Origin of the sequence: Agromyces badenianii (assembly GCF_003070885.1) — a bacterium.
GTDB lineage: Bacteria > Actinomycetota > Actinomycetes > Actinomycetales > Microbacteriaceae > Agromyces > Agromyces badenianii.
This window is the reverse complement of record NZ_CP028913.1, coordinates 2,935,513-2,948,022: the sequence shown is the minus strand read 5'-3', so window position 1 is coordinate 2,948,022 and position 12,510 is coordinate 2,935,513. Positions and strand designations below refer to the sequence as shown.

The 12,510-nt window shown below is 71.6% G+C and carries 10 protein-coding genes; 6 read left to right on the top strand and 4 right to left on the bottom strand.

All coding sequences use genetic code 11. From position 1 onward, the window contains the following. Positions 1–43: 43 nt before the first annotated feature. Both DCE93_RS13855 and DCE93_RS13850 read left to right on the top strand, forming a co-directional pair. Positions 44–763, top strand: a complete 720-nt coding sequence (locus tag DCE93_RS13855; RefSeq protein WP_244284185.1) for a methyltransferase domain-containing protein — start codon at positions 44–46, stop codon at positions 761–763. Next, positions 756–1,904, top strand: coding sequence for an FAD-dependent oxidoreductase (locus tag DCE93_RS13850; protein ID WP_108596390.1), 1,149 nt, complete (start codon positions 756–758; stop codon positions 1,902–1,904). The genes DCE93_RS13855 and DCE93_RS13850 overlap by 8 nt, the downstream gene beginning before the upstream one ends. 138 nt (positions 1,905–2,042) lie before the next feature. Here the strand turns inward: DCE93_RS13850 and DCE93_RS13845 are convergent, their stop codons facing one another. From DCE93_RS13845 to DCE93_RS13835, 3 genes are all read right to left on the bottom strand, one after another. After that, positions 2,043–2,483, bottom strand: a complete 441-nt coding sequence (locus DCE93_RS13845; protein WP_108596389.1) for a nitroreductase family deazaflavin-dependent oxidoreductase — start codon at positions 2,481–2,483, stop codon at positions 2,043–2,045. Positions 2,484–2,643: 160 nt separating this feature from the next. Then, positions 2,644–3,675 carry an LLM class flavin-dependent oxidoreductase gene (locus DCE93_RS13840; RefSeq protein ID WP_108596812.1) on the bottom strand — a complete coding sequence of 344 codons (1,032 nt, stop codon included), beginning with the start codon at positions 3,673–3,675 and terminating at the stop codon, positions 2,644–2,646. Positions 3,676–3,753: 78 nt separating this feature from the next. Next, positions 3,754–4,455 carry a YceI family protein gene (locus DCE93_RS13835; RefSeq protein ID WP_108596388.1) on the bottom strand — a complete coding sequence of 234 codons (702 nt, stop codon included), beginning with the start codon at positions 4,453–4,455 and terminating at the stop codon, positions 3,754–3,756. A gap of 255 nt (positions 4,456–4,710) precedes the next feature. Between DCE93_RS13835 and DCE93_RS13830 the strand changes: the two genes are divergently transcribed. The 4 genes from DCE93_RS13830 (at position 4,711) to DCE93_RS13815 (ending at position 9,857) form a co-directional block, all read left to right on the top strand. Further along, positions 4,711–6,945, top strand: coding sequence for an ATP-dependent Clp protease ATP-binding subunit (locus DCE93_RS13830; protein ID WP_205647439.1), 2,235 nt, complete (start codon positions 4,711–4,713; stop codon positions 6,943–6,945). Positions 6,946–7,125: 180 nt separating this feature from the next. Beyond that, complete coding sequence (locus DCE93_RS13825; protein ID WP_108596386.1) at positions 7,126–7,614, top strand: aromatic ring-opening dioxygenase LigA; 489 nt, start codon at positions 7,126–7,128, stop codon at positions 7,612–7,614. Positions 7,615–7,657: 43 nt separating this feature from the next. Further along, a complete protein-coding gene (locus tag DCE93_RS13820; protein WP_108596385.1) occupies positions 7,658–9,232 on the top strand; it encodes a carboxylesterase/lipase family protein in 1,575 nt (524 codons plus the stop codon). Between the two features lie 184 nt (positions 9,233–9,416). Next, positions 9,417–9,857 carry a hypothetical protein gene (locus DCE93_RS13815; RefSeq protein ID WP_108596384.1) on the top strand — a complete coding sequence of 147 codons (441 nt, stop codon included), beginning with the start codon at positions 9,417–9,419 and terminating at the stop codon, positions 9,855–9,857. On the opposite strand, the gene DCE93_RS13810 is transcribed toward DCE93_RS13815, so the two are convergent. Then, positions 9,805–11,676: a helicase associated domain-containing protein gene (locus tag DCE93_RS13810; RefSeq protein ID WP_146185012.1), complete on the bottom strand. Its 1,872-nt coding sequence runs from the start codon at positions 11,674–11,676 to the stop codon at positions 9,805–9,807. The genes DCE93_RS13815 and DCE93_RS13810 overlap by 53 nt on opposite strands. Positions 11,677–12,510: the final 834 nt, after the last annotated feature.

Here is a 12,510-nt window from a genome sequence, read left to right as displayed (position 1 = left end):
GCAGGGGAATGGGCAGAGGCAGAGGCAGAGGCAGAGACAGGGGATGGGGATGAGGTCGTTGCGTGCGCGCGACGCCGACGCGCGGGAGCACATGGACGGGCCCGGCGCCGACCCCGTGATGCTCGAGAAGACCTACGAGCGGTTCCGACTGGTGAACGCCGTGGTCTCGGGGGAGCGGGCGGTGTACCGGCGCTGGGTGCGCCCGCGGCTCTCGCCGGTGTGGGGCACGCGGTTGCTCGACATCGGCTCGGGCAGTGCCGATCTGCCGCGACGACTGCTGCGGTGGGCCGATGACGACGGGCTGCGGCTCGAGATCACCGCGATCGACCCCGATGCGCGGGCGATGCGGTGGGCCTCGGCTCAGCCGCCGACGCCCGGGCTCACGCTGCGACGTGCCGTGAGCGGCGAGCTCGTCGACGCCGGTGAGCACTTCGACCTCGTGCTGTCGAACCACGTGCTGCATCACCTCGACGGCCACGAGTTGGGCGCCCTGCTGCGAGACAGCGAGCTGCTGCTCGGCCCCGGGGGGCTCGCGGTGCACGGGGACATCGAGCGCACCCGGCTCGGGTACGCAGGATTCTGGCTCGGCACGCTGCCGTTCGCCGGCAACCTGCTCGCGGGCTCGTACATCCGCCCCGACGGGCTGACGTCGATCCGCCGCAGCCACACCGCCGCCGAGCTCGCCCGGGTGCTGCCCGAGGGCTGGGCCGTGCGGCGGGCGTTCCCGTCGCGGCTCGAGCTCGTATGGGGCGCGGATGCCTGAGGCATCCGCCGGCCGCATGCACGACGTCGTCATCGTCGGCGGCGGGCCGGTCGGGCTCCTGCTCGCGTGCCTGCTCGCCGAGCGGGGCCGCGACGTCGTCGTGCTCGAGCGCCGTACCGAGCGATCGGGACGATCGCGTGCGATCGGCATCCACCCGCCGGGGCTGCGCGCGCTCGCCCGCGTCGGCCTCGCGGCCGACGTGCGGGCGGGGGCCGTCGAGATCCGCGACGGCCGGGTCATGTGCGACGGGCGCGTGCTCGGGGCGATGTCGTTCAGCGGCGCCGGATCGGTGTGGTCGCTGCCGCAGCTCGCGACCGAGGCACTGCTCGAGCGGCGGCTCGCCGAGCTCGCGCCGGGGGCGCTCGAGCGCGGGGTGGCGGTCGGCGGCCTCCGTGACCGCGGCACGCACATCGAGGTCATGGCCGACCGAGGCGGCGAGACGACCACGGTGCCGGCCCGGTACGTGGTCGGGGCCGACGGCGTGCGCAGCGACATCCGGAGTCTCGCCGGAATCGGCTGGAACGCCTGGCCCGGGCGCGCGCACTACGTGATGGGCGACACCCGCGACGACACCGGTGAGCCCGCGACCGCTCTGCTGCACTTCGAGCCGGCCGGCGTGGTCGAGTCGTTCCCGATGCCGGGGGCGCAGCGCCGATGGGTCGCGTGGGTGCGCCGGCCGCCGGCGCGACTCGATGCACATGTGCTCGCAACCATCGTCGCGAGTCGCACGGGCGCCGGTTTCGACCTCGCCTCGGCGTCGACGCCGAGCGCCTTCGAGGCCAGGCAGCACCTGGCCGAGCGGATGTCGCTCGGACGCGTCGCACTCGTCGGCGACGCGGCCCACGAGGTGAGCCCGATCGGCGGTCAGGGCATGAACCTCGGCTGGCTCGACGCTCTCTCCCTCGATCGCGAGCTGGCCGCGGCGCTCGACGCCGGTGCGCCGCTCGAGGCGTTCACCCGCTACGAGCGCACTCGTCGAAGCGCAGCCGCCCGTGCCATGCGGCAGGCCGCGTTCAACATGGCGATGGGAGCCCCCGCCGCCGGCCTGCGACTGCGGCTGCGCAACGCGGCCGTGCGTGCCCTCGCCGTGCCGCCGCTGCGCGCCGTGCTGGCGCAGGCGTTCACCATGCGCTGGCTGTAGCGGCTGGCGACCGCCCGCCCGGCCGCCCGCCGCGCCGCGCGCCGCGCGCCCCCGCGCGCCCCGCCGCGCCGGAGGACACGTGTCCCGTCGGAGGACGCGGATTCGTTGCCTCCGACGCGACTCGCGTCCTCCGACGGGTCAGAGCACGACGCGGGTGAGGAGGAAGACGGGGATCAGCCGGTCGGTCTTCGTCTGGTAGTCGGCGTATGGCGGGTAGGCCTCGACGGCCCGTTCCCACCAGATCCGCCGCTCGTCGCCCTCGAGTTCGCGCGCCTCGTAGTCGTGCTTCTCCGTGCCGTCCTGCAGTTCGACGTGCGGGTGCTTCTTCACGTTCCAATACCAGACCGGATGCTTCGGCGCCCCGCCGAGCGAGGCGACGGCCGCGTACTCGCCGTCGTGCTCGACCCGCATGAGCGCGGTCTTGCGGAGCTTGCCCGACTTCGCGCCGAGCGTCGTGAGCACGATGATCGGCATGCCCCTAAGGGTGTTCGACGTTTCGCCGTTCGACGCCTCGAATGCCTCGGCCTGCTTGCGCGCCCAGTCCGACGTGCTTGGCTCGTACTCGCCTTCCAACGGCATGGATCCTCCTCGATGGTCTGCTCGACGATAACCCCGCGTCGGGCCGGGGCATTCCGGCTCGGGGCATCCGCTCGGCGGTCGAGGGCCCGGATCGCGAGCCGCGCGGCGGTGCGATCGTCGGGGGCTTCCCCCGACTGACGGCAGGGAGGCGCGGGCCCGCTCAGCTGCGGGTGGGCTCCCAGCCGAGGCTCGGCGCGACGTGCTCGGCGAAGGCCGAGACGAGTCGCAGGTTGAATTCGACGCCGAGCTGGCTCGGGATCGTGAGCATGAGCGTGTCGGCGGAGCGGATCGCCGCGTCGCGCTGCAACTGCTCGACGAGCTTGTCGGGCGTGCCCGCGTAGGTCTTGCCGAACGTCGAGAGCATGCCGTCGATGTAGCCCACGCCGTCGCCGTCCTGGCGGCCGCCGAAGTAGAGCTCGTCTTCGGCGGTGGTGATCGGGAAGATCGAACGGCTCACCGAGGTGCGAGGCTTGCCGGGGTGGCCGGCCTCGCGCCAGGCGGCGCGGAACGTCTCGATCTGCTGCGCCTGCAGCTCGTCGAAGGGAATGCCGCGGTCTTCGGTGAGCAGGGTCGACGACATGAGGTTCACGCCCCGACGCCCGGCCCATGCGGCCGAGTCGCTGTTGCCGGCGCCCCACCAGATGCGCGAACGCAGACCGGGCGAGTACGGCTCGATGCGCTGCTGGCCGCTCGCGCCGCCGCCGAACGGCGACGAGGCATCCGGTTCGGCGATGCCCTCGCCTTCGACCGCCTGCAGGAACCGCTCGAAGTGCGCGCGGGCGATGTCGGCGCCGCGCGGGTCTTCCGAGCCGGTGTATCCGAAGGCCTCGTAGCCGCGCACGACCGTCTCGGGTGAGCCGCGGCTGACGCCGAGCGCGAGTCGGCCGCCCGAGATGAGGTCGACCGCCGCCGCCTCCTCGGCGAGGTGCAGCGGGCTCTCGTACCGCATGTCGACGACGCCCGTGCCGACCTCGAGGTGCCGGGTGCGTGCCGCGATCGCCGCGAGCAACGGCATCGGCGACGCCTGCTGGCGGGCGAAGTGGTGCACGCGGAAGTACGCGCCGTTGACGCCGAGCTCGTCCATGCCCTGGGCGAGGTCGATCGCCTGCAGCATCGAGTCGGCGGCGGAGAGCTCACGGCCACCGCCGAGCGGACCGTAGTGTCCGAATGAGAGCGTTCCGAATCGTTGCACGTCGGATGGAACGTCGCGCCGCCCGATCGCATTCCATTGCATGGACGCTTCGGGGCGGGGAGTTCGACCGCCGCCGGCTCAGGCGCGTGCAAGCACGAGCGAGAACTCGACGAAGCCGGTGGGCTCGACCGAGACGAAGCCGAGGTTCGGCGCCTCGACGCCGAAGTCGGCGAAGATGATCGGGATGCTGCCGGCGACCTGGCCGTCGGCACCGTTCAGCACGGCCTCGAGGTCGACGGTGACACTGCGGGTGACGCCCGCGAGCGTGAGGTCGCCCGTCGCCTGCACGGTCTGCACCTTGCCGACCGTCGGCGCCGACCCGACCGTGATCGGCTCGGTGAGCACGAAGGCGGCGGTCGGGAACTCGTCGGTGCGCAAGGCGCTCGAGCGGAAGTACTCGTCGCGGTTGCCCGAGTCGGTCGCGATGGATGCGACGTCGACCTCGATCGACGCGCTCGTGAGCGTCAGCCCGTCGACCGTGAGGGTGCCCGTGACGTCTTCGGTGTGACCCGTGACCGTCACGTCGGTGCCGTTCAGCACCTCGTCGACCCGGTAGCCGGCGAACGAGCCGTCGACGACGGCCCAGTCGCCGCTGAGATCGGATGCCGCCTCACCCGTGCCGCTCGAGCCCTGCGGGGTCGTCGTCACCGAGGGCGCCGCGTCGGCCTCCCCGACGATCAGGTCGCGGTAGACGATGGGCCCGGCGATGGCGGCGGTGGCGCCGAGCACGAGCGCTCCGGCGATGATCGAGACGGTGATGATCTTCGTGCGCTTCTGCATGCTGCTCCCAGTGTCGGACTTCGAGCATCGCCGATCAATGTGACAACGGTGTGAATCCGCGCGGCGCCAGCGTCGAAATGACGGCGGATGACGCGGCGCGAAGCGCCGGACTCACCCCCGACGGCCGAGCTGGATGCTGGCGCGCGCCGAGGCATCCGTCTAGCGTGAGGCCGGGGGGATTTCCGGCGTCGAATCCGGAATACCAAACCCTGTCGCCAAAGTTGAGTCTAATAGGCTCAAGTTTGAAGAAGGGAAATGCCTGTGGCAAACATGCAGGGCGCGCCGAACTCGCAAGAAGAGCAGAAATCGGCGCTCGAACAGTACGGTGTCAACCTCACCGAGATCGCGGAAGCGGGAAAGCTCGACCCGGTCATCGGGCGTGATGCCGAGATCCGCCGCGTCAGCCAGGTGCTCACGCGGCGCACGAAGAACAACCCGGTGCTGATCGGCGAACCGGGCGTCGGCAAGACCGCCGTCGTCGAAGGACTCGCCCAGCGCATCGTCGCGGGCGACGTCGCCGAGTCGCTCAAGGGCAAGCAACTCATCTCGCTCGACATCTCCGCACTCGTCGCGGGGGCGATGTACCGCGGCCAGTTCGAGGAGCGGCTGAAGGCCGTGCTCAAGGAGATCGACGAGGCCGAGGGCGAGATCATCACCTTCGTCGACGAGCTGCACCTGCTCATGGGCGCAGGCGGCGGCGAGGGATCCGTCGCGGCGTCGAACATGCTGAAGCCCATGCTCGCCCGCGGCGAACTGCGGCTCATCGGCGCGACGACCCTCAACGAGTACCGCGAGTACATCGAGAAGGATGCCGCGCTCGAACGACGATTCCAGCAGGTCTACGTCGGCGAGCCGAGCGTCGAAGACACCGTGGCGATCCTGCGCGGGCTCAAGGGCCGGTACGAAGCGCACCACGGGGTCACGATCTCCGATGCCGCGCTCGTGGCCTCGGCATCCCTGTCGAATCGGTACATCTCGTCGCGGCAACTGCCCGACAAGGCGATCGACCTCGTCGACGAGGCCATGTCGCGCCTCAAGATGGAGATCGATTCGAGTCCCGTCGAGATCGACCAGCTGAAGCGCCAGGTCGACCGGATGAAGCTCGAGGAGCTCGCCCTCAAGAAGGAGAAGGACGACGCCTCGAAGGAGCGACTCGCGAAGCTTCGCGAGACCCTGCGCGAACAGGAGCGCGAGCTCGCGGCCCTCGAAGCGCGCTGGGCGCGCGAGCGCATGGGCCTGAACCGCGTCGGCGAGCTGAAGAAGAAGCTCGATGAAGCCGTCACCGAGCGCGACCGCGCCATGCGCGAGGCCGACTACGCGAGGGCCTCGAAGCTCGAGTACGAGACGATCGCCCAGTTGCAGCGCGACCTCGCGGCCGCCGAGCAGGCCGAAGAGGCTCCCGACGAGCCGCGCATGGTCAACGAGCAGGTCACCGAGGAGGACATCGCACAGGTGATCGCCGCCTGGACCGGCATCCCCGTCGGCCGCCTGCTGCAGGGCGAGACCGAGAAGCTGCTGCACCTCGAGCAGGAACTCGGCAAGCGCCTCATCGGGCAGAAGCGGGCCGTCGCGGCGGTCGCCGATTCGGTGCGCCGCTCGCGGGCCGGCATCAGCGACCCCAACCGGCCGACGGGATCCTTCCTGTTCCTCGGCCCGACCGGCGTCGGCAAGACCGAACTCGCCAAGGCGCTCGCCGAGTTCCTCTTCGACGACGAGCACGCCATGGTGCGCATCGACATGTCGGAGTACGGCGAGAAGTTCTCGGTCTCGCGCCTCGTCGGCGCCCCTCCGGGGTATGTCGGCTACGACCAGGGCGGCCAGCTCACCGAGGCCGTGCGGCGACGCCCGTACTCGGTGATCCTCTTCGACGAGGTCGAGAAGGCGCACCCCGAGGTCTTCGACGTGCTGCTGCAGGTGCTCGACGACGGGCGCCTCACCGACGGTCAGGGTCGCACGGTCGATTTCCGGAACACGATCCTGATCCTCACCTCGAACCTCGGCTCGCAGTACCTGATCGACCCCGGCCTCAGCTGGAACGAGAAGGAGCAGGCGGTGCTGCAGACCGTGCGGCAGTCGTTCAAGCCCGAGTTCGTCAACCGGCTCGACGACATCGTCGTGTTCTCCGCGCTCAGCGAGCAGGAGCTCGGCGAGATCGTCAACCTCTACATCGACCGGCTCTCGGCGCGGCTGCACGAGCGGCGACTGCAGCTCGGGGTGACGCCCGACGCCCGGGCGTGGCTCGCCGAGCGCGGCTACGACCCGCTGTACGGGGCGCGGCCGCTGCGCCGCCTCATGCAGCACGAGATCGACGACCGGCTCGCCCGCGCACTGCTCACGGGCGACGTGCGCGACGGCGACGCCGTCGTGGTCGCGATCGCCGACGACGGCGAGTCGCTCACGATCACCCGTGCCGACGTTCCGCTCGTGGACGCGGGGCGATCCGTGCCCGTCGACGACGAGGTGATCGACGCCGAGCTGCTCGACGAGTAGCGGGCGACCGCCGCCGCTGACGCCCTGCCGGCCACGCCCGGCGGGGCGTCAGCGCGTTTCGGCGTGCTTCGGCGCGAGCGCGGACATCGCGCACGCCTTCCGGCGCCCACGCCCCCTTCCGCCGCCCGGGCCCACCCGGCTAGGGTGGGCAGCGCAGTGATGATCCTTGGGGGAGGCGACATGTCTGCAGCGAACGGAGACGAGATCGGCGAGGTCGTGCTGAGCCACGGCCAGCGACAGGGGATCCGAGTCATCGGACTCGCCGGCGTCGTCGGCGGAATCGTGATGATCGTCGTGGCGATCATCGTCTGGATCGCGGTGTCGGCGCAGCTCCGCGCCGAGAACATCACGATCCCCGACGATGCGCCGTTCTTCGCGGGCAAGGTCGTCGACGGGCCGATCGACGCGTTCATCCAGGCGGGGGTGATCAACATGCACGCGCTCGAGTCGAGCGACGGCAAGACCTACGCCGAACTCGACCGTGACGACCCGGTGCGGCAGACCGTGATGACGGCGTCGTTCCTGCGGGCGTCGCTGTTCACCTCGGTCGTGTCGTTCGGCGTCGCCCTCTTCGCGGCGGGGGTCGGCGTGGTCTTCATCCTCTTCGGGTGGGCGCTGCGCATGATCGTGCCCTCGCCGGCGCGCGTGTCGACGCGCGCCACGGGCTGAGACATGCCCCGTTCGTTCACACGAGGGGCGTAGGCTCCCGGCCATGCTGCTCGGGAACGCGGTGCGAACCGGCGACGGCCTGGTGGTCGAGACCGAGACGGGTGCTGTGCGCGGGGTGCGCCGTGGCGGCGTGCTGAGCTGGCGGGGCATCCCGTATGCGGCCTCGACGGGCGGAGCGTTCCGCTTCCGTGCGCCGCGGCCCGCCCTCGCGTGGGACGGCGTGCGCGACGCGAGCGAGTTCGGACCGGTCGCGCCGCAGAAGCGGAGCGGCCAGTTCGTCGGGGCGGCACCCCACCTGGCTCGCAGCGAGGACTGCCTCAGCCTGAACGTGATCGCGCCCGACTGGCCGGTGGCGCCCGAGGGGGCGGGCACGGGTCTGCCCGTCATGGTGTTCATCCACGGCGGGGCGTACAGCGTCGGCTCGTCGGGGGAGTACCCGCGCCAGGGCGAGCGGCTCGTGCGGCAGCACGGCGTCGTCTACGTGAGCCTGAACTACCGGCTCGGCGCGCTCGGCTGGCTCGATTTCCGGGCCTATTCGAGGCCGCATCGCCCGATCGAGGCGAACCTCGGACTCCGCGACCAGGTCGCGGCGCTCGAGTGGGTGCGCCGCAACATCCGCGCCTTCGGCGGCGATCCCGACCGGGTGACGCTCTTCGGCGAATCCGCCGGCGCGAACTCGGTGACGACCCTGCTGACCGTGCCTGCGGCCGAGGGTCTCTTCACTCGCGCGATCTCGCAGAGCTCACCGGCCAACGCGGTCTACCTGCCCGAGATCGCCGCACGCTGGGCGCGCGAGTACGTGCAGCTGCTCAGCCGCGTGGTCGACGACGACGACCTCGAGAGCGAGTCGGTCGAGGATGCCGCGGCGATGCTCTGCTCCGCCGACCCCAAGTTGCTCGCCGAGGCGACGACGGCGCTCACGATCCGCACTCCCGACGAGAACCCGGGAACGATCAGCCTCGCTCCCGTCATCGACGGCGAGTTCCTGCCCCACCGGCCGCTCGATGCGTTCCGCGACGGGCTCGCGCACCGGGTGCCCCTCATCATCGGCACGAACGATCGCGAGGGATCGCTCTTCGAAGGGCGCATCGACATCCTGCCGACGACGAAGCCGCGCATCCGCGCCATCTTCGCGAACACCCGCAAGCGCGCGCGGAAGGTGATCAAGCGTCAGTACCCCGGCCTGCCCGAGCGCCGCCCTGCGGCCGACTTCGCCGGCGACTTCACCTTCTGGTTTCCCACCGTGAAGGTCGCCGAACGCCACTCGAGGTACGCGCCCGTCTACGCCTACCGCTTCGACGCGGCCCCGCGCACCGCCCGCATGCTCGGCCTCGACGCCACGCACGGGCTCGAGCTCTTCGCCCTGTTCGAGAAGTTCGACACCCCGGTCGGCGTCGGCCTCACGATACTCGGCGGTCGCCGGATGTTCCGCTCGGTCGGGCGACGGATGCAGCGGCACTGGGTGCTGTTCGCGGCATCCGGTGCACCCGGCCCCGAGTGGCCGCGATACGACGACGGGGGCCGGCGCACCCTCCTCTTCGACCGGGTCGACCGAGTCGTCGCCGACCCGCGCCGTGAGAAGCGGCTCGCCTGGCAGGAGTTCGTGCCGCACGTGTGACGGCCCCTCGCACGGCGAGTGCCCCTCGCACTGGGGAGCTCCGCCCATGTCGTCGCGGGCGAGACCTGGTCTACTATCCTGACAGACCCGACGAACTCCCACGGCGGAGCGGTGCTCGACCCGAACCGAGCCCGCATCCACGTGCGGAGTGCCGCCCATACGCCCCGACCCAGGGAGATGAGCCATGCATGACCAGTACACCGAATTCACGAGCCCGCAGCAGGAGCTCGCGCGTCGCCTGAACCTCTCGCTCGACCTCGCGGTGGCGGAGGGGGGCACGCCGATCACCTTCCGCACCATCGCCGATGCCGTCGGGCGCGAGGGCATCTCGCTGTCGCGTGCCCGGTGGGCCTACATGCTCAGCGGCAACGGACCGCACGTGACCGACCAGCAGCTCCTCTCGGCGATCGCCGCGGTGCTCGACGTCGACCCGGCCTACCTCCTCGGCGACGACGCCGGGCCCGAGCGCGTCGGGTCGAGCTTCGACCACCTGCGCGCCCTTCGCACGCGTCGCGTGCGCGACTTCGCTGCGCGGAGCCTGCTCGACGTGGCGCCCGAGACCCTGCGGTCGATCACCCGGTTGCTCGACGACGACCTTCGTCGGCAGACCGCCGCGGCGCACTGAACCGGTCGTCACGCGGCACCGCGGACGGCGGCCCCACGGTCTCGGCCGCGGCCCATCCGCCGAGGTGGCGGTCGAGCCACTCCGCCTTGCGCTGGTCCAGCGCGCCGGCGCGGAGAGCCGACCGCTGCGTGTCGAGCCATGATCCGAGCCGGCGCGCGAGCCGGTCGCTCGCGCGCCCGTGCGGAAGGTATCCGCTCGCCTCGCGGTAGTGCGCGACGGCGCGGGCGTTCACGGTCCACGCGGCGAACCGGGGGTCGTCCCATCCCGGGAGCTGCTCGTCGAGCCAGTGCCGGCGCTCGGGGGCGAGCTGCGCCGACCGGGCCGCCGTGCGCTGATTGTTGAGCCAGACACCGAGTTCGCGCTCGAGCGGCGGTGCCGAGTTGCGCCGGGTCGGCAGGCGGCCGTGCGTTCCGCGAAAGCAGGCGACGCGCTCGGCGGTCGTGAGCCATGCGCTCAAGTGGTGGATGCGCCATCCGGGCACGTGCTGGCGCAGCCAGCGTTCGCGCTCGAGCGGCAGCGAGCCCGCGTTCGCCGCGGCGCGCTGCCGGCTCAGCCAGAGGGCGAGGCGGCGTGGCTCCGCGTCGGCCTCAGCGAGACCGGGGAGCCGGCCGTGCGCTCGGTGATACCGCGCGAGAGCTTCGGCGGTCGCGCTCCACGCCGTGCCTCGGGCGCTCGGCCATCCCGGCAGGGCGTCATCCAGTTGCCGCCGTCGATCGGCTGAGAGACAGCCCCGGCGAGCCGCTGTGCGCTGGTTGCCGAGCCAGATCGCCAGCTCGCGCTCGCGCTCGCCGGAGAGCCGGGATCGAGCCGGGAGCCGGCCATTCTCCGACGCGAAGGCGACCGTGCACTCGAGGTGGCCCGACCACTGCTCGGAGGCCCGCGCCCGCCAGCACGGCACTCGTTCGTCGAGCCAGCGCCCGTACTCGACGGGGAGCCTTCCGGCCGCCTGCCGTGACCGCTGTCGAGCGAGCCAGACCCCGAGGCGGCGCTCCGCAGGGTCGGCCGCAGATCGCGTGCGAGGCATCCGCTGCGCCGACTGCCGGAAGGCGACGAGCTGCTCGGCCGCGCCGTACCACGCCGATTCGTGCGAGCGGTTCCAGCCCGGGATCGCTTCGTCGAGCCACTGGCGCCGGTCGTAGCCGAGTCGATCGCCCTTGGCGGCCGCGCGCTGGGTTCGAAGCCAGATCGCCAGCCGACGCTCGGCGGCGTCGTCGGCGCTCGCCGAGGGGAATCGTTCGGTGTCGGCGACGAGCAGCGCGCAGTTCTCGGCGTTCGCATACCAGGATTCGGCTGTCGGGTCGTGCCACCCCGGCAGGTTGAGATCGAGCCACACGCCGCGCAGCGGGTCGAGTTCGCCCGCACGGTGCAGGCGCCGCTGCGCGTGGAGCCAGTTGCCGAGGCGGCGGGTCTGCTCATCGACCGCGTTCATCGACGGCAGCGTGCCGTGCTCGACCCGATGGGTCGCGACGCCGACCGCCCGAGCATGCCAGCGTCCGTCGAGCGGACGCTGCCAGCCGGGCAGGTGCAGGTCGAGCCATTCCGACCGCCACCGCCGGAGGGCCCCCGAACGCGAGAGCTCCCGCTGGTGCCGCAGCCACCGGGCGCGGCGGCGTTCTTCGGGGTCGGTACCAGCGCCCGACGACGGGAGCCGCCCGTCGCGCACCGCGGAATCGACGACGGCGAGTGCCGCCCGTTCCCAGTCGAGGTCGTCGGCGTACGCCGTCGGAGCCGCGGCGAACCGCTCGCGCACATCCGGAGCGGCACTGGCGTCTCGACGTCGGGAGACGGTGTCGGTTGCTCCGGGATGGGGTGCGAGCATCAGCCGCCGAAACCCTGCGGCATCGAGCGGGCAGCGGAGCGGACGGGTCGACGCCCCGGGTTCCAGCTCTCCACCATCGTGTCCCCATCTGCTTTGCGCCCGCCGTCGGGCGCGGCCCGTTTCACGGCGCGTTCGTTCGGTCCGCGCACCACGTTTCCCCGCGGAGATCCGCCTCCCCAGCGGATCTCCGCCCCACCACGCGCTCCCCCCGGAAAGTGAGGCCCGTTCCCGTGTCGCACGGTGGTATGCGGCGATTCTCACACGGCGGAGTTGGACATGTACAACGGCGAACGGTTGCGTGAAACCGGTTTCGCCCTGGGCTTGAGGCGCCCGGTGGCCCGTGATTCCGCATCAATCCGCCGCAGCGTTCGCCCAGCAGCCTCAAAGGATCAGGCGATAGCCCCCCCCGAAAGGGGGGTCGGGATTTTCGACGGACTCGCTCGTGCACCAGGGCGGGCGATTGCGGCACCTGCGTCGATCACCGGGAACCCTGCCGCCGCACGGTTCAGTCGGCGGGTTCGCGAGCCCGGCGGCCGCGGTACTCGTCTCGCGGCCGAGAGCAGCTGCGCGAGGAATCGAGGAGCATCGGGCGACGCGGCGGAGTCCGCTCGCCGGGCACCAGGAGCCGCGACGGAAGCCCGACCCGCACTGAGCGTGAGAGCCGCTGCGCGGGCGGCGAGTATAGGGGTACGGCCCCCCGCGCAGCGAGCATGGTTCGATCGACCATTCGGCGCCGCCGGCACAGGAGCCGGCATCCGCCGTCTTCGACGCTACCGAGTGCACGTGCCGAGTCACCAGCGCCTCGGGCGACCACTCGGCGGGGTTGTGAATTGT